Here is a 23,181-nt window from a genome sequence, read left to right as displayed (position 1 = left end):
TTGTTCGCCCGCGGCGCGAGGCAGCGCCATCCCGCAAACGCAGGAGGCGGCCTACCGCCTATGGCCTAGCCGTGACGTCTCGACAGGTTGTTCACCCGAGTGGGTTCAATTCGCAGAACGTCGGCGCAACGGCTACAGCAGCCCGCGTTGCCCCAGGTTGCGCATCAACGCGCCGACACCGAAAGTCCAGCGCGGTGCCTGGTCCGCATGCACCACGCGATTGATCAACGCGCCGAGCTCGGGTGCGGCGATGCGCACGCGGTCTCCCACCACATGGGTGAACCCTTGCCCCGGCCCGTGACGGTCTTGTGTCGGTGCGAACATGGTTCCAAGAAACAACATGAAGCCGTCCGGGTAGGCGTGGTGCTTGCCGATGGTCTGAGCGACCAGGTCCAGCGGGTCGCGGCTGATCTTCGACAACGAGCTGGAGCCTTCGAGCGTGAAGCCCTCGGGCCCCGTCACTTCCAGTGCCACGGTGATGCGGCGCACGTCGGCGATGCCGAAGTGCGCATCGAACAGGCGGATGAACGGGCCGATGGCGCACGAGGCGTTGTTGTCCTTGGCCTTGCCCAGCAGCAGTGCGCTGCGGCCTTCGAAGTCGCGCAGGTTGACGTCGTTGCCCAAGGCCGCGCCCAGCGTCTGGCCGCGGCTGTTGACGGCCAGCACCACCTCGGGCTCGGGGTTGTTCCACACCGAGCCCGCATGAATGCCCACATCGGCGCCCGTGCCCACGGCCGCCAGCACCGGGGCCTTGGTGAAGATCTCGGCGTCGGGGCCGATGCCGACCTCCAGGTACTGCGACCACACGCCCTGCGCGATCAGCACCTCCTTGACCTTCATGGCCTCCGGCGAACCGGGCACGATGTTGGCGAGGTTGTCGCCCAGCACGCCGCCGATGGCCGCGCGCGTGGCCTCGGCGCGCGAGGCGTCGCCGCGCGCCTGTTCCTCGATGACGCGCTCCAGCAGGCTTGCGACGAAGGTCACGCCGCTGGCCTTGATGGCCTGCAGGTCGCAGGGTGCGAGCAGCCAGGGCTTGTTGGTGTCGCGTGCCGTTTCATCGCTGTTGGCGATGGCTTCGTCCAGCGAGGCGATGCGCGGTGCGCTCTGCAATGCGCGGCGAACGGCTTCTGCTGGCGCTTCATCGCCTTCGAGCAGGTCGCTCATGGTGGGCGCGAGCTTCGACAGGTCGTGCAGGCCGCCGTCGTGCACGGCCACCAGCACCGGGCCCACGCCGGGCTGCCACAGGCGCCCGACAAGGGTGGCGCGCTCGGCGTCGCGGGGCAGGCTGGAAGAAGTCGAAAGATTCAATGGCATGGCGTTTGTCTCCGTGAATGGGTGCGCTACGTGGCATCGTAGCGGCGCATTCGCGAAGCCGGGCCAGCCATGGCCCCTGCTTGCGTCAGAGTCCCGTCGACGCCCCTGTCAATGCCCCGGAGTGGCCCGCACGCGCGCCACCTCGGCCGGCAGGTTCTTCCACGCGGGCGCCTGCGGTGCGAAGCGCGCACGCATGTAGCCGGCCAGCTCGGCGATTTGCCGATCGTCGAGCGCCTCGCGAAACGCCGGCATGAAGCCGATGTCGCGCGTCGCGGGCGCGCGCACGCCGTCGAGGATGGTGCGCAGCAGGTTGTCGGGCCGTGCGCTCGTGAGGTTGCTGTTGAGCGCGAGCGGCGTGTTCACGCCCAGCAGCGTGGGACCGTTGCCGTCGTGGTGGCACGAGGCGCAGGCGCTGTCGAACATGCGCTGCGCGGGACCGAGCAGTTGGCCCTGGGTGCGCGCGGCGCTGTCGACCGCCTGCTGGGCCACGGCCTTCGGGTCTGCGGCAGGCGCGGGGTTGAACGAACCCAGGTAGGTCGCCATGGCGCGCACGTCGTCGTCGGGCACCTGTTGCAGCTCGCGTACCACCTCGGCCATCGGGCCGCCGGCCATGCCGTGGCCTGGCGCGTGGCCGTCGCGCAGGTAGCGGTACAGCGCGTCGGCGTCCCACGGCACGGCCGACTTCGACAGTTGCGTGAGCGCGGGGGCTTCCCAGCCGTCGACCATCGCGCCCGACAGGAACGCACTGCCGCCCTGCTCCGCACCCAGCGCGTTGCGCGGCGTGTGGCAGGCGCCGCAATGGCCCAGGCCGTTGACGAGGTAGGCGCCGCGGTTCCACTCCGCGCTTTGCGTGGGAACGGGCTGCATCGGCGCGGGGTCGTGGAAGAGCGCGTTCCAGCCGGCCATCAGGGGCCGCATGCTGAACGGAAACTTGAGTTCGGACTTCGGCGTTTGCGCGTGCACGGCGGGCATCGACATGAAGTACGCGTAGAGCGCCTGCAGGTCGTCGTCGCTGGTTCTGGCGAAGGCCGTGTAGGGAAAGGCCGGGTACAGGTAGTGCCCGTCGCGCGAGACGCCTTCGCGCATCGCGCGCTGGAAGGCGCTGAACGACCAGCGGCCCAGGCCCGTGTCGGCATCGGGCGTGAGGTTGGTGGTGTAGAGCGTGCCGAAGGGCGTGTCCATCGCACGGCCGCCGGCGTTGGCGGTGCCGCCGGGCGCGGTGTGGCATACGGCGCAATCGCCCGCCGCGGCGAGCACGCGACCGCGCTCGATGGTGGACTGGCTGTAGACCGGGGCGGTGAGCGACACCGGCGCGATGGCGGAGCGCCAGCCGAGCAGGCCGGCGACGACGCCGAGGCCCCCGATGACCAGCGCCGCGCCGGTCGCCCACGCGCCCTTCCTCCGCGGCCAAGCCGCGTCGGTCTTGCTCCTTCCCCTTCCGGGGGAAGGCTGGGATGGGGGCACGGCTGCGTCACCATTCGAGCACCGCTGGCCCCCACCCCCGCCCTCCCCCAGTGGGGGAGGGAGCAAACCCCGGTTCAACTCCGCCAGCACCGTCTCCGGCGTGAACGGCGGCGACCGGAACCGCACCCCCGTCGCATCGAAGATCGCATTCGCAATGGCCGCCGTGCCCGGCACCGACGACGACTCGCCCGCGCCCAGCGACGGCTCGCCGGGCCGGGGCATGTGCATCACCTCGATCACCGGCACTTCGCGGAAATTGATGATCGGGTAGCTGCCCCATTCGCGGCTGGCCACCACGCCCGAGGGCAGCACGCCCGAGGGCAGCACGCCCGGCAGTTGCGCACCGCCTCGCGCCTGCTGCCGTGGTTGTTGCGGCGCGAACTCCACCCGCTCCTTCAGCGCCCGGCTCGTGGTCTGGATCACGTTGCCGTGGATCTGGTGCTCGACCCCCGCCGGGTTGATCATCAACCCCGCGTCGTGTCCCACCACCACGCGGCGCACATGCACCTCGCCGGTCTTGCGGTTGACCTCGACGTCGGCCACCCACGCGGCCCACGCGGCGCCGAAGCCCGGCCACTTGCTGTGGATGTAGCGCGCATACGCAAAGCCCTGGCCGAAGAGGATGTCGCCGCCCTCGCCCAGCCCGCCGTCCGCATGCTCCTGCGGGCCGGTGCGCATGCGCCAGCCGGCCTTCTGCGCCGTGGCCTGCACGAGTTCGACCGCGCGCGGGTCCTGCAGGTAGCGCAGGCGGAACTGCACCGGGTCCACGCCCGCTGCAGTGGCCAGCTCGTCGATGTACGACTCGTGCGCGAACGAACTCGGCAGCGCCGACACGCCGCGCAGCCACGAGGCGCGCACGATCGGCGCCATGTCGTTCACCTTCACGCGCAGGTTGTCGTAGCTGTAGGGCGGGCGCGCGGTGCGGTCGCCCATCTCGTAGGCCTGCGCCACCGGCTCGATGGTTCGGGTGAGCAGCAGCGCCAGCGTGGGGGCGCCGTTCGACGGGTACGAGGTCTCGAAGTCGTAGGCGGCGACGCGGCCGTCGGCCGTCAGGCCGCCGTCGATCTCCATGAGCTGCGCGGCGCCCTTGGGCTCCCACGCATGTTCCTGCTCGCGCGTGAGCTGCACGCGCACCGGCGCGCCGACCGCGCGCGCGAGCAGTGCCGCGTCGGCGGCCACGTCGTCGGCGCCGTTGCGGCCGTAGCAGCCCGCGGCCTCCATGCGGACCATGTCGACCTGCACGTCTTCCACGGCCATGAGCTTTGCCAGATCGGCGCGCAGCACGTGCGGGTTCTGCGAGCCGGCCCAGCAGCGCAGCTGCATGCCGCTGCCGTCGGCAGGCTGCCAGTCGGCCAGCGCGCATGACGGCCCGATGGACGCATGCATCTGGTACGGCCACACGTAGGTGCGCTGCATCGGCTGCGCGGCCGAGGCGATCGCGCCGTCGACATCGCCTTCATCGACCAGCAGGCGCTGCGTCGACGGGTTGTCGCGCAGGGCCTGCGCCACGTCGCTCAGGTCGGGCAAGCCGGGCCACGGCTTCCAGGTGACGCGCAGTTCGCGCAGCGCCTGCTCGGCGTGCTCTTCGCGCTCGGCCACGATACCGACGAAGTCGCGGATGACGACCACGGCGCGAATGCCGGGAATGTGCGCGATGGACGCCGCGTCTACCGCTTCGAGCGTGTTGCCGATGAACTCGCCATGGTCCGCGCCCGCATACGGCGGGCGCACCACGCGCCCGTGCAGCATGCCGGGCACGCGCATGTCGTGCACGAAGACGAGCTCGCCGGCCAGCTTGGCCGGAATGTCGACGCGCGCCTGGCGCGTGCCGACGATGCGGTAGTCGGCCGGGTCTTTGGGCTGCGCATTCAGGTCGAGCCGCAGCAAGGTGCGCTGGCCGGCCACGAGCTCGCCGTAGCCGAGGTGGCGGTCCGGCGCCTCGGTGACGCGCACCACGCCGTTGCGCACCTGCAGTGCCTCGACGGCCACGCCGAGCCGCTCGGCCGCGCGCGCGAGCAGCCAGGCACGCGCCTGCGCGGCGGCCAGGCGCAGCGGCTGCGCATGGATCTGGATCGACGCGCTCGCGATGGTCGCGCCCTGGTTGGGCACGCGCGCGGTGTCGCCGAGCATCACGCGCACGCAGGGCATGCCGAGCTCGAGCTCCTCGGCCACGATCTGCCCGAGCGCGGTCTGGATGCCGGTGCCCAGGTCGACGTGGCCGTTGAGCGCGGAGGCGCTGCCGTCGTCCCACACGGCGAGCAGGACCTCGTCGCCCTCGATGGGGTTGCCTGCGATCAGCGCGGGCTGGCCCTTGGCGGGCGGCGGTGCGGGCGGGGCCTCGCGCACGACGAGCAGCACGCCGTCGGCCGACAGGAATTCGGCGCGGGTCTGCGGAAGGTCGGCGCGGCGTGTCATGTTCTTGCTCCCTCTCCCCTTGGGGAGAGGGCTGGGGTGAGGGCCAGCGGCCATGGCAGCAGCTGTGCTTCTGCGAAGGCCCCGGCCCTCACCCTAACCCTCTCCCGCAAGCGGGAGAGGGGACAAGACAGTGGACCTGCACGGCGCGCGATCGCTCTTGCCCCCTCTCCCCTTGGGGAGAGGGTTGGGGCGAGGGCGAGCGGCGACAGCAGAGGCTGTGCTTGTGCGAAGGCCGATGCCCTCACCCTAGCCCTCTCCCAGAGGGAGAGGGGACAACACGAGCCGCTCATGGCTGTACCTCTGCGCGCATGCGCACCGCCGCGCGCTGCACGGCGTCGAGGATCTCGATGTGCGTGCCGCACCGGCACAGGTTGCCCGAGAGCTCGCTGCGGATGCGCACCTCGCTCGCCTGCGGGTCGCGCGCGAGCAGCGCCGCCGCCTGCATGACCATGCCGTTCAGGCAATAACCGCACTGCGCGGCCTGCGCCTCTTCGAACGCGGCCTGCACCGGGTGCCAGTCGCCGCGCAGCGCCGCCGGGCCGCCCCAAGGCGCGGCAGCCCCCTCGGGGGGCAGCGAGGACACGAAAGTGCCGAGCGTGGGGGTCGCATCCGCCAGCCCTTCGAGCGTGGTGATCGCGCGGCCCGCCACGCCGTGCGCGGGAATCACGCAGGCGCGCGCCGCCACGCCGTCGACATGCACCGTGCACGCGCCGCACTGCCCCAGTCCGCAGCCGTACTTGGGGCCGTTCAGCCCCAGGTCGTTGCGCAGCAGGTGCAGCAGCGAGGCCTCGCGCGGCACGCCCGGCAACGAACAGGCCCGGCCGTTGACCCGCAGCTGCAGCGGCTCAGCGCCGCAACTGGCCGTCACGGGTGTACATCTCCAGGTCCACGAAGGTCGAGCCGTTGTGGTTCTTCGCGCTGTACTCGACGGGGAACTCGCCCAGTCGCGTGCTGCCGATGCTCTCCAGCCCGGCGATGAAACTGTCGTGCGTGAGCGCCTTGCCCGCGCGACGCAGGCCCTCCACCATCACGCGCGCCACGATGTAGCCCTCCAGCGAGGTGTAGCTGTCGATCTTTTCGCCGAACTCCGCGCGGTCGCGCTGGTAGTCGGCCACGATGGGCACGCGCAGCGCCTGGGGCGGCGGCACGATGCTGGCAGTGACCAGTCCGGCAAGCTTGCCGTCGAGCCGCTTGGCGGAACCGGCCGCGTCGGTGATGCCCACCGACAGCGTGTACAGCGGCGCGCCGCCCGCGCTCGCGCGGTAGTCGCGCATGAACACCTCGACCATGCGCCCGGCCATGATCATCACGACCGCGCCGGGCTTGGCTTCCGCCAGGCCGGCGACCACGGTCTTCGCGTCTTCGGCCGCGATGGCCAGCGGGAAGGTCTTCAGCACCTTCACCTTGTAGTCGGCGGCCAGCTCCTCGCAGGTGACGAGGTTCGACTTGCCGAAGGCGCTGTCCTGGTAGACCACCGCGATCGACTGGATGCCGATGGTCGACAGGTGGCTGATGATCTTGCGCAGCTCCACGTCGTAGCCCGCGCGCACGTGGAACAGGTAGCGGTTGGTCTTGGCGCGGAACGAGCTGGTGCCCACCAGCGGCGCGAACATCGGCACGCCGGCCTTCTCGGCCAGCGGCATCGCCGCCGCCAGGTTGCCGGTGGCCACGTAGCCGGTGAGGGCGAAGACCTTGTCCTCGTCGATCAGCTTCGCCGTATTGACGGCCGTCTTCGCGGGGTCGTAGGCGTCGTCGTAGCTGATGAGTTCGATCTTGCGGCCGTTCACGCCGCCCGCCTTGTTGACGCGGTCGAAGTACAGCTTGATGCCGGCGCGGTAGTCCACGCCGAAGTCCTTGGCCGGTCCGCTGAACACGGCCGACTGGCCGATGCGGATGGTGGTGTCGCTCACGCCGTTGTCCGCGCGGGCCGACCGCAGGAGGCCGGGGCCGAGGGCCAGGGCCGCGCTGCCCGCCAGCATGGCGCGCCTTGAGATCGGGAGCTTCATGCGTTGCGGGTTTCCGGCGTTGGATGGTCGTGCACGGGGCTGCGAGCGACGGCGCTCATGCGGCCTGGATGTCGGCGGACTGGATGCGCTTGACGCCCTTGGACGCCATTTGCTTCCACGCCGCCGCCAGCGAGCCGTTGAGGTCGATGCCGCGCGTGGCGTCTTCGATCACGTAGGCGTCGAAGCCGGCCTTGCGTGCGTCCATCGCTGTCCAGGCCACGCAGAAGTCGGTGGCCAGCCCGGTGACGAACACCGTCTTGATGCCGCGCGCCTTCAGGTAGCCGGCCAGGCCCGTGCCCGTCCTGTGGTCGGCTTCCTCGAAGGCCGAGTAGCTGTCCATGTCCTTGTGGAAGCCCTTGCGGATGATGAGTTGCGCGGTCGGCACCTTCAGCTCCTTGCCGAGCGCGGCGTCGTCCGTGCCCTGCACGCAGTGGTCGGGCCACAGCACCTGCGTGCCGTAGCTGAGCCTGGTGGTCTCGAAGGGCTTCTTGCCGCTGTAGGTGCTGGCGAAGGACGCATGGCCCGCCGTGTGCCAGTCCTGCGTGACCACGATGTTGGCGAACGCCGGTGCCAGCGCGTTGATGACCGGAATGACCTCGTTGCCGCCCTTCACCGCCAGCGTGCCGCCGTCGAGAAAGCAGTTCTGCACGTCCACCACGATCAGCGCCGCCTTGGCGCCGGGCTTGACCTTGCCGGCCGCGAAGGCGTTGAAACCGAAACTGCCGAGGCCGCCGGCCAGCCCGAGGGCGGCGGCGGATTTCACGAGGGTTCTGCGATGCATGGCGTGGACTCCGGAGGGTTGAAGAGAGATGCGGAAGCTGAGACTCAGACGCTGAGGTAGGCGCGGCGCACTTCGTCGTTGGCCGCAAGCTCGGCCATCGTGGCCTGGTAGCGGATCTGCCCCTTCTCGAGCACATAGGCCCGGTCGGACACCAGCTCGGCGAAGTGCATGTTCTGCTCCGACAGCAGGATGCTCACGCCCTGCGACTTGAGCTCGAGGATCATGTTGGCCATCTGCTCGACGATCACCGGGGCCACGCCCTCGGAAGGTTCGTCGAGCAGCACCAGGTACGGGTTGCCCATCAGCGTGCGGGCCACCGTCAGCATCTGCTGCTCGCCGCCGCTCATGCGCCCGCCCGGACGGTGGGGCATTTCGCCGAGGTTGGGGAATAATTTGTACAGGCGTTCGGGCGTCCACAGCGGCGCGTCGGTGCCGTCGGCCCAGCGGCGCGCGGGCTGCTTGCCCACCTCGAGGTTTTCGGTGACAGTGAGGTCGGTGAACACGCGCCGGTCCTCGGGCACGAAGCCCAGGCCCAGGCGCGCGGCCACATGCGGCTCGCTCCTGGAGATGTCGTGGCCCAGGAAGCGCACCGCGCCGCGGCGCTTGGCCAGCATGCCGATCAGCGTCTTGAGTGTGGTCGACTTGCCCGCGCCGTTGCGCCCCATGAGCGCGACCACTTCGCCGCGCCGCACTTCGAGATCGACGTCGTACAGGATTTGCGCGGCGCCGTACCAAGCGCACACGGCCTTCGCTTCCAACAACAGTTCTGCGCCGCTCATGCGGTTTCTCCCAGAGCAGCCGACACGGCCGCAGCCTTCTCGGCGATCTTTTCGAATGTCTTGCCGCTGCCGAAGTACACCTCCTGCACCTTCGGGTGGTCGCGGATTTCCAGCGGCTTGCCCTGCGCGATGAGGCGCCCGCGCGCCAGCACGATCATGCGGTCGGCGTACGCGAACACCACGTCCATGCTGTGCTCGGTGAACAGCACGGCCAGGCCGCGCTGGATCACCAGGTCCTTGGTCAGCGCCATGAGCGAGTTGCGCTCCTTGGGCGCCATGCCGGCAGTGGGCTCGTCCATCAGCAGCAGCTTGGGTGCGTTGGCCATGGCAATGGCCAGCTCCACCCGCTTGACGTCGCCGTAGGCCAGCTCGCTGCACGGGCGGTCGGCCTGGGCCTTCATGCCGACCTGATCGAGCAGCACCAGCGCCTCGTCGCGCTTGTGGTCCGCCGCGCGGCGCCACATGGAGAACAGCTTGCCGTCGTGCGACAGCATGGCCATCTGCACGTTCTCGACCACGGTGAGCGAAGCGAAGGTCTCGGCGATCTGGAAGGTGCGGCCCACGCCCATGCGCCAGATGGCGCGCGGCTTCTGGCCCACGAGTTCGTGGCCGCCGAACACGATCGAGCCCTGGTCGGCCTTGAGCTGGCCGTTGACCATGTTGAAGGTGGTCGACTTGCCGGCGCCGTTGGGGCCGATGAGGGCGAGCAGTTCGCCGGCGTGCAGCTCGAAGCTGATGCCGTCGACGGCCTTCACGCCGCCGAAGGACTTGCCCAGGTTCTCGACCTTGAGCAGGGGAGGCGTCAGGGGGGCGGTGGGAGTGTTCGGGGTGCTCATGCCTTGGCCTCCTTCGCCTTGGCGGCGGCAGGCGCATCGGCCTTGCCGCGGCGCATCAGCTTGTCGGTCAGTTGCTTGGCGAAACCTGCGATGCCCTGCGGGAACAGCAGCACGAGGATCAGGATGATGGCGCCGAGCGTCGCGCGCCAGTAGTCGGTGTTGCGCGCCACGGTGTCGTGCAGCCAGCTGAAGGTGATGGCACCCACCACCGGCCCGGCCAGCGTCTGGATGCCGCCCAGCAGCACCATCACCAGGCCGTCGACCGACTTGTCCACGCTCAGGCTCTCGGGCGAGATGCTGCCCTTGGAGAAGGCGTAGAGCGCGCCGGCCAGGCCGGCCGCGGTGCCCGCGATGACGAAGGCCGTCCATTGCATGCGCTTGACGTCGATGCCGATGGCGTCGGCGCGCAGCACCGAATCGCGCCCCGCGCGCAGCGCATAGCCGAAGGGCGAGAACAGCACGCGGCGCAGCATCAGGATGCCCGCGGCCACCAGCACCAGCGTGAGCCAGTAGTACATGCGCTTGTCCGACAGCCACTCAGAGGGCCACACGCCCGTGAGGCCGTTGCTGCCGCCGGTGAAAGAGTCCCACTGGTAGACGACGGCCCAGGTGATCTGCGCGAAGGCCAGCGTGAGCATGGCCAGGTACACGCCCGACAGCCGCACCGCGAACCAGCCGTAGACCAGGGCACCGATGGCCGCCACCAGCGGCGCCACGATGAGCGCCGCCTCCATCGGCAGGCCGCTGGCACGCACCAGCAGCGCGGCGCCATAGGCTCCGAGCCCGAAGTACGCCGCATGCCCGAACGAGTGCATGCCCGCCGGCCCCATGATGAAGTGCAGGCTCGCGGCGAACAGCGCTGCGATCAGCAGGTCGATCATCAGCACCGTGGTGTAGGGCGAATCGGCGGTGAGCAGCGGCATGGCCATGAGCACCACGCCCAGCGCGGCGACCAGCCACAGGTAGCCCTTGCTCGCGCGGCGCAGCGGCTCCTCGGCCATGCCCACGTAGCGGCTGGGTGCCTGCGGACGGCCGAACAGGCCCCACGGACGCCACACCAGCACCACGGCCATCACGATGAAGTCGACCACCAGCGTGAGCTTGGAGAACGAGATGCTGTAGCCGAAGATGTCGACCACGCCGAGCCAGATGCACACGGCCTTGATTTCGGACAGCAGCAGCGCCGCCGCATAGGCGCCCGGAATCGAGCCCATGCCGCCCACCACCACCACCACGAAGGCCGCGCCGATGGTGTTGAGGTCCATGGCCAGCGTGGCCGGTTCGCGCGGCAGCTGCAGCGCACCGCCCAGGCCCGCGAGCATGGCGCCGAGCGCGAACACGGCCGTGAAGAGCCAGGCCTGGTTGACGCCCAGCGCGCTGACCATTTCGCGGTCTTGCGTGGCGGCGCGCACCAGCGTGCCCCAGCGGGTGCGCGTGAGCAGCAGCCACATGAGACCGAGCACCAGCGGGCCGACGACGATCAGGAACAGGTCGTAAGTCGGGAACTGCCGCCCCAGGATTTCGACCGAGCCCGAGAGGCCCGGCGCGCGCGGGCCCAGCAGTTCGTCGGGGCCCCACAGGTAGAGCACCGCGTCCTTGATGACGAGCACGAGCGCGAAGGTGGCCAGCAGCTGGAACAGCTCGGGCGACTTGTAGATGCGGCGCAGCAGCACCATCTCGATCAGCGCGCCCAGCACGCCGACCGCGACGGCCGCGATCACCAGCGCCGACCAGAAGCCGACACCGCCGCCGAGCTTCTCGGCCAGCGTGTAGGCGACATAGATGCCGACCATGAAGAAGGAGCCGTGCGCAAAGTTGACGATGCGCGTGACGCCGAAGATCAACGAAAGGCCGGCCCCCACGAGGAACAGCGACGAAGCCGACGACAGCCCGGTAAGGAACTGCAGCAGCAGGGACGAGAGGCTCATGGGTGCAAGCGTTCCGTGAAAGGGTCAGTCAGCAGCGCGCGACTTTTTCACGTCGGCGGCGGTGGGCTGGAACTTGGCGCCGTCGAAGTAGGTGTAGTCGACCATCACGCCCTTGCCGTTGTCGTTCTTCGTCTTGCCGACGAAGGCGCCCATGGTGGACTGGTGGTCTTCGGCGCGGTAGCTGATCTTGCCGAACGGCGTGTCGACCTGCAGGCCCTTGAAGGCGGCCACGAGCTTGGGGGTTTCGGTGCTCTTGGCCTTGGCGATGCCGGCCGCGACCGACTTGATCATGCTGTAGCCGACCACCGAGCCCAGGCGCGGATAGTCCTTGTACTTCTCGTGGTACGCGAGGAAGAAGGCCTTGTGCTCGGGCGTCTGGATGCCGTACCAGGGGTAGCCGGTGACGATCCAGCCGTTGGGCGTTTCGTCCTTCAGCGGGTCGAGGTACTCGGGCTCGCCGGTCAGCACGCTGACGACCGCGCGGTCCTTGAACAAGCCGCGCGTGTTGCCTTCGCGCACGAACTTGGACAGGTCGGCACCGAACAGCACATTGAAGATGGCGTCGGGCTTGGCGTCGGCCAGGGCTTGCGCCACGGCGCCCGCATCGACCTTGCCCAGCGGCGGCGCCTGCTCGGCGACGAACTCCACGTCGGGTTGCGCGGCCTTCAGCAGGGTCTTGAACGCGGCCACGGCCGACTGGCCGTATTCGTAGTTGGGGTACACCACGGCCCAGCGCTTCTTCTTGAGCTTGACGGCCTCGGGCACCAGCATCGCGGCCTGCATGTAGGTGCCGGGGCGCAGGCGGAAGGTGTATTCGTTGCCGCCCTGCCAGGTCATCTTGTCGGTGAGCGGCTCGCCGGCCAGGAAGAAAATTTTCTTCTGCTTGGCGAAGTCGGCCACGGCCAGGCCCGTGTTCGACAGGAAGGTGCCGGTGAGCACGTCGATTTTTTCGCGCGCCACCAGTTCCTCTGCCACACGCACGGCGTCACCGGGGTTGGCGTTGTCGTCGCGCGTGATGAGCTCGACCTTCTTGCCGTTGACGCCGCCCTTGGCGTTGATTTCTTCGACGGCCAGCTCCATGCCCTTCTTGTAGGGCTCGAGGAAGGCGGGCTGCGCCTTGTAGCTGTTGACCTCTCCGATCTTGATCACGCCCTGCGCATGCGCGGGAACGAGAGCGGTGGTCAGCGCGGCGAGGGCCGCGGCGCTGAAGACGTGACGCAATGGGTTCATGGGGAAACTCCTTGGGATCGAAAGAGAAAGGGAAACGGCGTGAATGGTGCAAGAAGATGGTGGCAAGAAGACGGCGAGTCAGCGCAGGCCGTCCTCGCCCTTGATGTCGCCGGCCTGCAGGCCGCCGATGCGCGGCAGCGGACGCCCGCTGTCGGTGACGGCGACCGCCACCACGATCTCGTTGGCGCGCGGCGCGTCGGACACGCGGGCCTCGATGGCGTCGAAGTGGCTGCGCACGAAGGCGGCGTCCTTGTGGCCGAGCGGCACGTCGATGGCGGTGCCCAGCGTGCCCTGCTTCTTGGCCGAGGGCACGAGCGCGGCGCCCTTCTCGACCGCCACGCGCAGCGGCGCGCCGAGCTTGGGATGCAGGATGGCGGCAGCGTGTTCGAGCTCGCCGCGTTCGCCGACGATGGCGGCCTTGCCGTAGCTCTGCACCTGGCCGGGCTCGATGCCCAGCGCCTTCACGGCCTTCTGGCCGAGCAGCGCGCCAAGCTCTTCGCCGATGGCGATGAGCTCGTCGAGGTTCTCGCTGTAGCGCCCTGCGTAAGGGTTCTCGATGACGGCGATGGCAACGGCGCGGCGCGTGGGCGGCGACACGTCCTGGCCCATTTCCTTGCGGGTTTCGTCGACCTGGATGACGAGCTTGCGGATGTTGGCGGTCATGTTCTGTGTGTTCCTTGTCTTGTCTCTGTACGGGTCAGCGCAGGCCGTCCCACTTGGCGATGTCCTTGGCCAGCAGCCCGCCGACGCGTGCGTGGATGCGGTAGCCGGTGCTCATCGCGAGGATGAAGACGATCTCGTCCGCGGCCGGCGCACCGGGCACACGCACTTCGATGGCGTCGAACTGGCCGCGCACGTAGCTGGCGTTGATGTTGGTCAGCGGCACGTCGAGCGTGGTGCCCGGCGCGCCGACCTTCTTGGTCGACGGCACGATGGAAAGCGCATTGCCGGGCTGCCCCGTCTTGGCTTCGGCCTTGCCCGCGGTGTAGGCGGCGCGGTCGCCCTTCCAGCCGAGCAGCTCGCGCATGGCGTAGCCGCCGGGCACGTGCCACAGCGCACCGTGCTCCAGTTCGCCGTCGGCGCCGACGATGGCGCCCTTGCCGTAGGTGGCGATCTGCTCCAGCGGCACGTCCATGGCGGCGTGCAGCCGGTGCGCCATGTCCACGCCCACGGGGTCGAGCAAGGCCATCATGGGCAGGATGTCGGCCTCGTAGCGGCCGGCGAAGGGATTGGTCAGCACGGCGCCGATGGCACCGCGCACCAGCGGCGTGTCGGCACGCGGACCGAACTCGTGGTGGATGTGCTCGACATGGGTGAAGACGCGACGTATTTCGATCATGAAAAAGAACCTTGCTTTTCGTTAAGCAAATACTGAACCAACTGTCTTCGGCAGCTCTGCCTTGAGCGCCTTGGAGCATAAGGGCTCGACGAGTCGCCACTGCCCCTGGCAAACGAGCAGAGCGGCCCACACGAGCCCGCCTTTTTGCAGGACCTTGGCGCACACCACGCCCGTATCGAGTGCGTTGCGCACCTGCGCGGGGGCCAGCGCGGGCACGTCGACGGTCACCAGGGTGTCGCCGAGGTCGCTGTTGTCCTTGCATTCGCTTGCCGGGCGGCGCGCGATGGCCGGGTCGTCCACGTCGACGGCGTTGGCGATCACGGTGGCGGCCGCGTCGGCCTGCGCCGCGGTGGGGGCCAGCACCGTCACGCTGTCGGCGATGCCCAGCGAAAAGCTGCGCCCGCGCCAGCCGCTGGTGGCGACGCCGCGCACGGGCTGGTCCGCGTGCAGTTCGAACTGGCCGTCGGTGGTGAGCACGCCGCCGGCGTTGCCGACGTGATCGCGCCAGTCGAAGCGCGCAAGGTCGGCGAACACGCCCACGCGCGCCGACTGGCCGGGCGCGAGGTGCAGCGCGATGTCGCCGCCGTTGTTGATCCAGGCGCGCTCGATGCCGGGACGCTGGTAGAAGGCGATGAGCTCCTGCGCCACCGAGCCGGCCACGGCCGCCATCGGCGTGATGAAGGTCGGCGAGAACGCGGCACAGGCGTCCCACATGCGGCGTGCGACCACGCTGCGCGGGCGCATCCTGTCGGTGACGGGCAGGCGCAGCAGCGGCAACTCGCGCACCAGTTCGTCGAGCACGTGGCCGAAGCGCGCCCACGCCGCGTCGTGCGCGGCGGCCACGGCGTACGGGTCGCCGTGCGCCTCGGCCACGATGTCGATCGGGCCGTGGTTGAAGTGCCAGCGGCTTTTGTCGAGCGCCGTGCGTTGGGCCGTCATGGCGCGCCTCCGGGCTGTGCGCATTTCTCCCTCCCCTTCCGGGGGAGGGCCGGGGTGGGGGCACGCGGCGCATCCATGGCGCGCTCTGCCTGCCCCCATCCCAGCCTTCCCCCAAAGGGGGAAGGAGCAACAGCCACGGCGCGCATGAACGAGAGCAACGCGGGCATGGTTCAGCCCAGCATCGGTGCGTGGCCGAGCGGCCACGGATTGGCCTCGTCCATCACAAGCCATTGGCGTGCGAGCGGTGCGCCGTCTTCCTGCCACGCACCGCGCGCGAGCGCCTGTTCGAGCGGAAAGATGTGTTCCATGTGGCCGCCAAGCGCCTCGTAGTCGTCGCGCCGCATGCTGAACTCGATGGGCGCCACGATGGCCGGCGTGGGCACGGTGCCGAAGCTGTTGTCGGGCATGCGCATGACGTCGGCCATCACGGTGATGCCGCCGCCGGGCCACACATAGGCCGGTGCGCCGCCGCAGGTCACGTTGACCAGCGCGCGCTTGATGGCGCGCGTGAGCAGCACCGGATTCTCGGTGACGCCCGCGCGCAGGCTGCCGCCCGCGCCACCGAGGAACAGCACGGTGCACAGCGAGGGTTCGCAGTTCTCGCCGATGCGCTCGACGATGCGCTTCACCTCGGCGGGCATGTCCTGCTCCACTGGCTTCAGCGCCTCGTCGAGCACGTACCACTGCGCATGCTCGCCGGTGGTCGAGGTCATGAGCAGGCGCAGGCCGGGGCGCGCAACGCCCTCTTCCCAGCCTTCGATGATCGCGAGCGGATCGGCGATGTCGGTGCCGCCCCAGCCGTTGCCCGGGTTGGCCACCTGGAAGTAGCGCCCCGGCGTGGACTTGCGCCCCAGCATCCGGATGCCCGAGGGCGTCATGTCGAGGCAGCGCCCGGCCTGGTGCTCGGTGAGCACGCCGGTGATGTGGTCGTCGACCACCACCACCTCGTCGGCCACGCCCGCGAACTGGCGCGCGAAGATGCCCACCGCGGCCGAGCCGCAACCCACGCGCATGCGCTGCTCTTCCACGCCGTTGACGATGGGCGCCTTGCCGGCCTGGATGACGAGGGTGGAGCCGCCGTCGATGGTGCACTCCACGGCCTTCTTGTTGCCCAGGAACTGCATCAGCTCGGCCGTCATGCGGCCTTCTTTCTTGCTGCCGCCGGTGAGATGGTGCACGCCGCCCAGCGACAGCATCTGCGAGCCGTATTCGGCCGTGGTGACGTGGCCCACCACCTCGCCGCGGTAGCGCACGTTGGCCTGCTCGGAGCCAAGGAAGCGGTCGGTGTCGATCTTCACCTTGAAGCTGCAGTAGCTGAAGATGCCTTCGGTGACGACGGTGACCATGTCCACGCCTTGCGCCCTGGAGGCCACGATGAAGGGCGCGGGCTTGTAGTCGGGGTAGGTGGTGGACGAGCCCACGCCGGTGACGAAGACCTCGTCGGCGTGCAGCAGGTCGCCGTTCCAGTCGGGGTCGGCGATGGCAGCGTCGGCATCCACCGTGTCGCCGCCGGAGCGGTTGAAAGGCACCAGCGCCGGCGCCTCGCTCTGCACGGTGCGGCGCAGCAGCACCACCGGGTCGACGCGCACCAGCACGCCTTCCTTGTTGGCGTAGCGGTCGCACGCGCCGGTGCGCCCGTCGGAGATCTGGCACAGCACCGGGCAGGCGTTGCACTCGACCTTGGCCGTGCTCATGCGCTCGTTGCGCGGCGGCGCCTTGCCGAAGGCGCCGGCTTCGGCCGGCACGGGCATGTCCATGCCGGGGAGGCCATCAGTCTTGGTGTGTTCTGTCATCGGGGCGATCTCGTGGGGCGTGTCGGGCATGTGTGAACGACGAATCGGGTGCACGGATCGTTGCAACAAACGTGCCGTCTGCCCGCTTGTGCGGCGACTTGCGTTTGTGTAGCATTCCCTACACTTTCATGTTGCGTTCACTACATTCGCGATCAATGTAGCAAACAGGCCCGATGCTTGCAATGGTGTTTTCTCGCGGTATCCATCGGGGTTTTTCCGACCAACGACAATCGAGGGTTCGGAGCCGGCCGACGGTTTTCGCCCCAAGGGCGTGCACGTCGGCTCAGCCAACCTCCCCTGTCTTCAACCAACTCTTGAGTTCCGTATGAGTGCATTCAGCGAAGAACGTGTCCTGAGCGTCCACCACTGGACCGACCGCCTGTTCACCTTCACCACCACGCGCGATCCGGCCTTGCGCTTCTCGAACGGTCATTTCACGATGATCGGCCTGAAGGTCAACAACAAGCCCCTGCTGCGCGCCTACAGCATCGTGAGCCCGAACTACGAGGAGCACCTCGAGTTCCTGAGCATCAAGGTCGAGGAAGGCCCGCTCACCTCGAAGCTGCAGCACATCCAGGTGGGCGACACCGTGATCGTGGGCCGCAAGCCCACCGGCACGCTGCTGATCGACTACACGCTGCCGGCCAAGCGCCTGTACCTGTTCGGCACGGGCACCGGCCTTGCACCGTTCATGAGCATCATCCGCGACCCGGACACCTACGAGAAGTTCGAACAGGTCATCCTGGTGCACGGCGTGCGCCAGGTCGACGAGCTGGCCTACCACGACCTCGTGACCGACCACCTGCCCAAGCACGAGATCCTGGGCGAGATGATCGAAAAGCAGCTGCTGTACTACCCGACGGTCACGCGCGAAGAGTTCCGCAACCAGGGCCGCATCACCGACCTGATCGAGAGCAACAAGCTCACCGACGACCTGGGCCTGCCCCCGCTCAACGTCGAGGAAGATCGCGTCATGCTGTGCGGCAGCCCCGGCCTGCTGGTCGACCTGAAGCACATCCTGGAGAAGCGCGGCTTCAAGGAAGGTAACACGAGCACGCCGGGCGACTTCGTCGTCGAGCGCGCCTTCGCCGAAAAGTAAGCGCAAGAAGCCGCGCGCCCGATGGCCGACAGCCGCACCGCCACGAAGGCAAAGGCAACCAAGCCGCAGCGCCGCACCGGCGTGCGCGAGGCGGCGGCCCAGGCCACGCGCGACAGCATCCTGAAGTCGGCGACCAAGGTGTTCGCCAAGTACGGCTACGACGGCGGCAGCGTGGAGAAGATCTCCAAGGCCGCCAAGTCGTACGACCGCATGATCTATTACTACTTCGGCAGCAAGGAAGGCCTCTTCATTGCGGTGCTCGAAGGCATCTACAAACGCATGGACGACGCCGAGGCCGCCATTGCGCTCGACGCCACGCGCCCGGTGGAGGCGCTCACCGAAGTCATTCGCTTCGTGCTGGGCTACTACCGCAAGAACCCCGAGTTCGTCACGCTGCTGAACACCGAGAACCTGCACAAGGGCCGGCACATTTCGAAGTCGCTGCGCGCACGCGAGTACTCGTCGCGCGCGGTGGCGATCATTGCGGAAATACTGGCCAGCGGCGCCGCGCAGGGCCTGTTCCGCAAGGACCTGGTGGCGCGCGACATCTACCTGCTGATCGCGTCCACGGGTTATTTCTACACGTCGAACCGGCACACGCTCACCGCCTTCCTCGGCGAGCCGCTGGAGTCGCCGGAAGCCGTCACGCACTGGGAAGACTTCGTGATCGAGACGCTGCTGCGCACGGTGCGCGCGGACGAGCCGCCAGCGCCGCAACGGCCGCCAGACAACAACATCACCCCACCCCACGAGGACACATCGAAATGGCAGAAATCGCAACCGGCGGCAAGTCGGGCAAGGTCGTCATCAAGAACATAGGGCTGCTGCTCTCGGGCGACATCGACAAGCCCATCCTCGACGCGGACACCATCGTGGTGAACGACGGGCTGATCGTGGCGGTCGGCAAGGAGAAAGACTGCGACCTCGAAGGCGCGCGAACCGTCATCGATGCGCGCAAGACCTGCGTGGCCCCAGGCCTGATCGACAGCCACGTGCACCCGGTGTTCGGCGACTGGACGCCGCGCCAGGGGCAGATCGGCTGGATCGACTCCACCATGCACGGCGGCGTGACCACCATGATTTCCGCAGGCGAAGTGCACCTGCCGGGCCGGCCCAAGGACATCGTCGGCCTGAAGGCGCTGGCCATCACCGCGCAGCGTGCCTTCGACAACTTCCGCCCCGGCGGCGTGAAGGTGCTGGCGGGCGCGCCCATCATCGAGCAGGGCATGGTCGAGAGCGACTTCAAGGAACTGGCCGAAGCCGGCGTGACGCTGCTCGGCGAAGTGGGCCTGGGCTCGGTCAAGGCCGGCTACGAGGCCAAGGAGATGGTGGCGTGGGCGCGCAAGTACGGCATTCAAAGCACGATCCACACGGGCGGCCCGTCGATTCCAGGCTCGGGCCTGATCGACAAGGACGTCGTGCTGGAGGCCGACGCCGACATCATCGGCCACATCAACGGGGGCCACACCTCGCTGCCCGAGGCACACGTGTGCGAGCTGTGCGAGAAGAGCTCGCGCGCCATCGAGATCGTGCACAACGGCAACGAGAAAGTGGCCATTGCGGCGGCCAAGGCGGCGCTGGAACTGAAGTGCCCGCACCGCGTGATATTGGGCACCGACGGGCCCGCGGGCTCGGGCGTTCAGCCGCTGGGCATTCTGCGCATGGTGGCGATGCTGTCGTCCATCGCGAACATTCCGGCCGAGCTGGTGTTCTGCTTCGCCACGGGCAACACGGCGCGCATCCGCAAGCTGAACTGCGGGCTGATCGAGGTGGGCCGCGACGCCGACTTCGTCTTCATGGACCGCGCGCAGCATTCGCCCGCGACGGGCCTGCTCGAAAGCGTGCAGCTGGGCGACATTCCGGGCGTGGGCATGGTGATGATCGACGGCATCGTGCGCTCGGGCCGCAGCCGCAACACGCCGCCCGCGACCGAGATTCCGGTGGTGGTTTCAGGCGCGCACTGAGCGCCCTGAACGCCTTGCGCGCCCGGCGGCCTCAGCCGCCGCGGTGCGAGCGAAAGACCAGGTAGCGCGCCGACAAGAAGTTGACGCTCATGCCGGCCAGGCTGCCGACCGCCACGCCCAGGGCGGCCGCCCATCGGCCTTCCACCCAGTGCAGCACGAGCACGTAGGCCCCGTAGTTGAGCACCGCGCCGCCGGCCATGGTGGCCAGGTACGCCAGGTACTCGCGCCAGGCCGATGCGCCGCTTGCCGCCGCACTGGCCGCGAAGGTGTAGCGGCGGTTGAACACCCAGGTGGTGGTGGCCGCCGCCAGGAACGACACCACGCGCGCTCCGTACCAGCCCAGCAGCGGCGCCAGCAGGTACAGCAGCACCACGTCGACGACGAAGCCGATCACGCCGCCCACGGCGAAGGAGAGAAGCTCGCGCCCGATCTTCATCGCGCTTCGCGCGAAGCGCTTTCCCGCACGCCGGGAATCGCCAGGTAGCGCAGCCGCTTGGTCTCCTGCCGCCCGAGCGTGACGGTGTGCATCACGATGCCGCACACGAAGGACAGCATGGCGCCCAGCATCGCACCCGTGGCCAGCACCGCCGTGGGGAGCCGCGGCACCAGGCCGGTGTGCATGAAGGTCATGAACAGCGGCACCACCAGCACGATGGCCAGCAGCACCAGCAGCGCCGCGATGATCGAGAAGAACTGCAGCGGCCGCTCGCTCACGAACAGCTTGCAAATGGTCTTGAGGATGCGCCAGCCGTCGCGGTAGGTCGACAACTTGCTCACCGAGCCTTCAGGGCGCGTGCTGTAGGCGGTGCTTTCCTCGGCATAGGGCATGCGCAGCTCGAGCGCGTGCACGGTGAGCTCGGTCTCGGTCTCGAAGCCGCGTGACAGCGCCGGAAACGACTTGGCATAGCGCCGCGAGAACACACGGTAGCCCGAGAGCATGTCGGTGAGCGCGCCGCCGAACAGCTGCGCCACGGCGCCGGTGAGCATGCGGTTGCCCAGGCGGTGGCCGGCGCGGTAGGTGTGCGCGTCGTGGCCGTCGTCCACGCGGTTGCCGACCACCATGTCGAGGTTGCCGGCCACCAGCCGCTCGATGAGCCGGCGCGCCGCGCCGGCGTCGTAGGTGGCGTCGCCGTCGACCATCACGTACACGTCGGCTTCGACGTCGGCGAACATGCGCCGCACCACGTTGCCCTTGCCGCGCAGGGCCACGTGCGTGACGACGGCGCCGGCCGCGCGCGCGACGGGTGCGGTGTCGTCGCTCGAGTTGTTGTCGAAGACGTGGATCTCGGCTTCGGGCAGCGCGGCGCGAAAGTCCGTCACCACCCGCGCGATGGCCAGCGCCTCGTTGTAGCAGGGGATCACCACGGCAATGCGCAGGGCGCTGCTGCGGTGGGAGGCGGAGGCTTCGATGTCGGTCATGGTGCGGCGGGAAGGATACGGTAGACCCGGCTGCCGTCTTTCTCGTACTGCACCGCGAAGTACTTGTCGAAGTCCGTGCGCGCGGTGAGCACCGGCACCACGGCGTTGGGCAGCACGATGGCGGTGAAGCCCAGGCCGCCGAGCTTGCGTGCCAGGTCGCCGCCCGACAGCGCCCCGAAGTCGGTGTAGCGCCACGGCCCCAGGGTGTCGCCCCAGATGGGGTTGGGGCCGTAGTAGATGGCCTCGTTCAGCGCGATCTGGTAGACGCGGCCGGTGGCGTTGCGGCGCAGGTAGTCCATGACGGCGTAGCCCGGCACGTGCTGGCGCAGCACGGCCTCGCGCGCCTCGGGGGTGACGGAGATCATCGCGACCTTCACCGCGGTCTGGCGCACCGACACGGCGGCCAGCACGGCCAGCAGCAGCACGGGCACCCAGTCGGCCATGCGCGCGCCGGAACGCGCGGTGTCGCGGCTCATCGCACCGGTGGCGCCCTTCGCCACGGCTTCGGCGCCAGACTTCCCCCGCGCGCCGAACAGGCGCCGCACGCCCGCCGCGGCCCAGCCGAACAGCACCTGCCAGCCGATGGCCGCGATTGCGGCCAGCAGCGGGAACGAGGCCATCAGGTAGCGCGGGTAGCGCGAGGTCACGGCCCACACCGCCACCGAGTACAGGCAGAACCAGCCGGCGGCGCGCACCGCGGCCGAGCGCTTCCACCACACGCTGAACGGCGCGAAGAACACGGCCCAGAGCAGCGCGTTGGGCAGCGCCGCATGGTCGCGCACGTCCGCCACCTGCTGCACGTAGTCGGCCGGCGTCCATTCGGTGAAACCGAACACCCGCGCGCCGATGGGGTTGAAAGGGTCGCCGGTCATGACGGCGTTGCGCGCGTACCAGTACACGCACGGCAGCAGGAAGCAGCCGAACACCAGCGCCCAGGCCTTGGGGCGACGCTCGTGGCGAACGACGAACAGCGTCACCAGCGGCAGGAAGATCAGCGCCTGGTATTTGGAGCCGGCCGCCACGCCGAGAAAGAACGCGGCCACGCCGAGCCAGCGCATGCCGCCGTGGACGCCGCGCCCGATGTTCGCGGGCTGGCCCGGCTCGGACTCGCGCCACCACCACAGCGCCACGCAGGCCGACAGCACGAACAGCGCCACACTCATGTCGATCAGCGCGTTCGAATAGTCGCCCAGCCCCAGCCAGATGGCCGCGCCGATGCAGGCCGTGAGCCGGTTGACGTGCAGCATGCACAGCCGGTAGACCATGGTGACCGACAGCGCGCCGGCCAGGGCATTCAGAAAGTGCGGCAGCACGTCGTCGCTCACCTGTAGCGCGGCGGCGTACAGCAGGTTGTAGTTGTACGGGAACCAGGGGTAGCGCAGCCATTCGTGGATGCCCAGCGCGCCCTGCTGCGCCACCTGGCGCGCATAAGGCAGGTGGTACATCAGCTCGTCGAAGGCGATCGGCGGGGCCAGCGGCGCGACCAGCGCGGGCAGCGCGACCAGGGCCAGCGCGATCAGCGCGACGCGCTCGACGTAGGTCCACGGCGCCGCGGCGGGCTCGCTCGCGCGCAAGGCACGCCGCTCGCGCAACCAGAGCGGCAACTGGATCGCCGCGGCCACGAAGCCCGCCACGACCAGGGCCACGGTAGCGCCGGTCTTGAAGAGGCCGAAGATGGCGAGCGCCTGGAAGGCGCAGATGAACAGGCCGACGCCCAATGTCACGGCCATGGCCGCTTCGAGCCCCGCGTCGCGGCGCGGCGGCGGGGCCAGACGGACCAGCAGTGCGCGGCCGTACCCCCAGCAGCTGAACACGAAAACCGCCAACGCCGCGTAGTGCGCGGCTGCAAACATCAGCTTCTGAATAACAACTCCC

19 protein-coding genes are annotated in these 23,181 nt (G+C 68.9%); 3 read left to right on the top strand and 16 right to left on the bottom strand.

Annotated elements, in window-relative coordinates:
* Window positions 1-132: 132 nt before the first annotated feature.
* The 13 genes from ACSFA5_RS24350 to ACSFA5_RS24290 all read right to left on the bottom strand — a co-directional run bounded on the left by ACSFA5_RS24350 (window position 133) and on the right by ACSFA5_RS24290 (window position 16,824).
* Window positions 133-1,314 (bottom strand): fumarylacetoacetate hydrolase family protein, encoded by a 1,182-nt coding sequence (locus ACSFA5_RS24350; protein WP_435446622.1) that lies wholly within the window; start codon window positions 1,312-1,314, stop codon window positions 133-135.
* Between the two features lie 108 nt (window positions 1,315-1,422).
* Window positions 1,423-5,193: a molybdopterin cofactor-binding domain-containing protein gene (locus ACSFA5_RS24345; protein WP_435446621.1), complete on the bottom strand. Its 3,771-nt coding sequence runs from the start codon at window positions 5,191-5,193 to the stop codon at window positions 1,423-1,425.
* 286 nt (window positions 5,194-5,479) lie between these two features.
* Window positions 5,480-6,061 (bottom strand): (2Fe-2S)-binding protein, encoded by a 582-nt coding sequence (locus ACSFA5_RS24340; RefSeq protein ID WP_435446620.1) that lies wholly within the window; start codon window positions 6,059-6,061, stop codon window positions 5,480-5,482.
* Window positions 6,039-7,199 carry an ABC transporter substrate-binding protein gene (locus ACSFA5_RS24335; RefSeq protein WP_435446619.1) on the bottom strand — a complete coding sequence of 387 codons (1,161 nt, stop codon included), beginning with the start codon at window positions 7,197-7,199 and terminating at the stop codon, window positions 6,039-6,041. Before ACSFA5_RS24335 ends, ACSFA5_RS24340 begins: the two co-directional genes overlap by 23 nt.
* Window positions 7,200-7,254: 55 nt before the next feature.
* Window positions 7,255-7,980: a bifunctional nicotinamidase/pyrazinamidase gene (gene pncA, locus ACSFA5_RS24330; RefSeq protein WP_435446618.1), complete on the bottom strand. Its 726-nt coding sequence runs from the start codon at window positions 7,978-7,980 to the stop codon at window positions 7,255-7,257.
* 44 nt (window positions 7,981-8,024) lie between these two features.
* Complete coding sequence (locus ACSFA5_RS24325; RefSeq protein WP_435446617.1) at window positions 8,025-8,759, bottom strand: ABC transporter ATP-binding protein; 735 nt, start codon at window positions 8,757-8,759, stop codon at window positions 8,025-8,027.
* Window positions 8,756-9,595, bottom strand: coding sequence for an ABC transporter ATP-binding protein (locus ACSFA5_RS24320; RefSeq protein ID WP_435446616.1), 840 nt, complete (start codon window positions 9,593-9,595; stop codon window positions 8,756-8,758). The genes ACSFA5_RS24325 and ACSFA5_RS24320 overlap by 4 nt, the downstream gene beginning before the upstream one ends.
* Window positions 9,592-11,523, bottom strand: a complete 1,932-nt coding sequence (locus ACSFA5_RS24315) for an ABC transporter permease (protein WP_435446615.1) — start codon at window positions 11,521-11,523, stop codon at window positions 9,592-9,594. The genes ACSFA5_RS24320 and ACSFA5_RS24315 overlap by 4 nt, the downstream gene beginning before the upstream one ends.
* 24 nt (window positions 11,524-11,547) lie before the next feature.
* The gene (locus ACSFA5_RS24310; RefSeq protein WP_435446614.1) at window positions 11,548-12,753 is read right to left on the bottom strand and encodes an ABC transporter substrate-binding protein; all 1,206 of its coding nucleotides are present in this window, start codon (window positions 12,751-12,753) and stop codon (window positions 11,548-11,550) included.
* A 78-nt stretch (window positions 12,754-12,831) separates the two neighbouring features.
* Window positions 12,832-13,416 (bottom strand): amino acid synthesis family protein, encoded by a 585-nt coding sequence (locus ACSFA5_RS24305; RefSeq protein WP_435446613.1) that lies wholly within the window; start codon window positions 13,414-13,416, stop codon window positions 12,832-12,834.
* A gap of 34 nt (window positions 13,417-13,450) precedes the next feature.
* Window positions 13,451-14,092 (bottom strand): amino acid synthesis family protein, encoded by a 642-nt coding sequence (locus tag ACSFA5_RS24300; RefSeq protein WP_435446612.1) that lies wholly within the window; start codon window positions 14,090-14,092, stop codon window positions 13,451-13,453.
* A 21-nt stretch (window positions 14,093-14,113) separates the two neighbouring features.
* Window positions 14,114-15,031, bottom strand: a complete 918-nt coding sequence (locus ACSFA5_RS24295; RefSeq protein WP_435446611.1) for a UPF0280 family protein — start codon at window positions 15,029-15,031, stop codon at window positions 14,114-14,116.
* 170 nt (window positions 15,032-15,201) lie between these two features.
* Window positions 15,202-16,824, bottom strand: a complete 1,623-nt coding sequence (locus tag ACSFA5_RS24290) for a 6-hydroxynicotinate reductase (protein ID WP_435446610.1) — start codon at window positions 16,822-16,824, stop codon at window positions 15,202-15,204.
* Window positions 16,825-17,149: 325 nt separating this feature from the next.
* Between ACSFA5_RS24290 and ACSFA5_RS24285 the strand changes: the two genes are divergently transcribed.
* The 3 genes from ACSFA5_RS24285 to ACSFA5_RS24275 are packed head-to-tail and all read left to right on the top strand — an operon-like array spanning window position 17,150 to window position 19,887.
* Window positions 17,150-17,923, top strand: coding sequence for a ferredoxin--NADP reductase (locus ACSFA5_RS24285; protein WP_056515744.1), 774 nt, complete (start codon window positions 17,150-17,152; stop codon window positions 17,921-17,923).
* A 21-nt stretch (window positions 17,924-17,944) separates the two neighbouring features.
* Window positions 17,945-18,742 carry a TetR/AcrR family transcriptional regulator gene (locus tag ACSFA5_RS24280; RefSeq protein WP_435446609.1) on the top strand — a complete coding sequence of 266 codons (798 nt, stop codon included), beginning with the start codon at window positions 17,945-17,947 and terminating at the stop codon, window positions 18,740-18,742.
* The gene (locus ACSFA5_RS24275; protein WP_435446608.1) at window positions 18,688-19,887 is read left to right on the top strand and encodes an amidohydrolase family protein; all 1,200 of its coding nucleotides are present in this window, start codon (window positions 18,688-18,690) and stop codon (window positions 19,885-19,887) included. The genes ACSFA5_RS24280 and ACSFA5_RS24275 overlap by 55 nt, the downstream gene beginning before the upstream one ends.
* A gap of 31 nt (window positions 19,888-19,918) precedes the next feature.
* On the opposite strand, the gene ACSFA5_RS24270 is transcribed toward ACSFA5_RS24275, so the two are convergent.
* From ACSFA5_RS24270 to ACSFA5_RS24260, 3 genes are read right to left on the bottom strand one after another with little or no spacing between them, the layout of a single operon-like run.
* A complete protein-coding gene (locus tag ACSFA5_RS24270) occupies window positions 19,919-20,323 on the bottom strand; it encodes a GtrA family protein (protein WP_435446607.1) in 405 nt (134 codons plus the stop codon).
* On the bottom strand, window positions 20,320-21,306 hold the full coding sequence (locus tag ACSFA5_RS24265; protein ID WP_435446606.1) for a glycosyltransferase: 987 nt from the start codon (window positions 21,304-21,306) through the stop codon (window positions 20,320-20,322). Before ACSFA5_RS24265 ends, ACSFA5_RS24270 begins: the two co-directional genes overlap by 4 nt.
* A complete protein-coding gene (locus ACSFA5_RS24260) occupies window positions 21,303-23,159 on the bottom strand; it encodes an ArnT family glycosyltransferase (protein WP_435446605.1) in 1,857 nt (618 codons plus the stop codon). Before ACSFA5_RS24260 ends, ACSFA5_RS24265 begins: the two co-directional genes overlap by 4 nt.
* Between the last annotated feature and the right edge of the window lie 22 nt (window positions 23,160-23,181).

Source organism: Variovorax monticola, assembly GCF_051216855.1.
Taxonomy (GTDB): Bacteria; Pseudomonadota; Gammaproteobacteria; order Burkholderiales; family Burkholderiaceae_C; genus Variovorax.
Note: the sequence above shows the minus strand (reverse complement) of the source record. Positions and strands in the feature narration are given on the sequence as shown.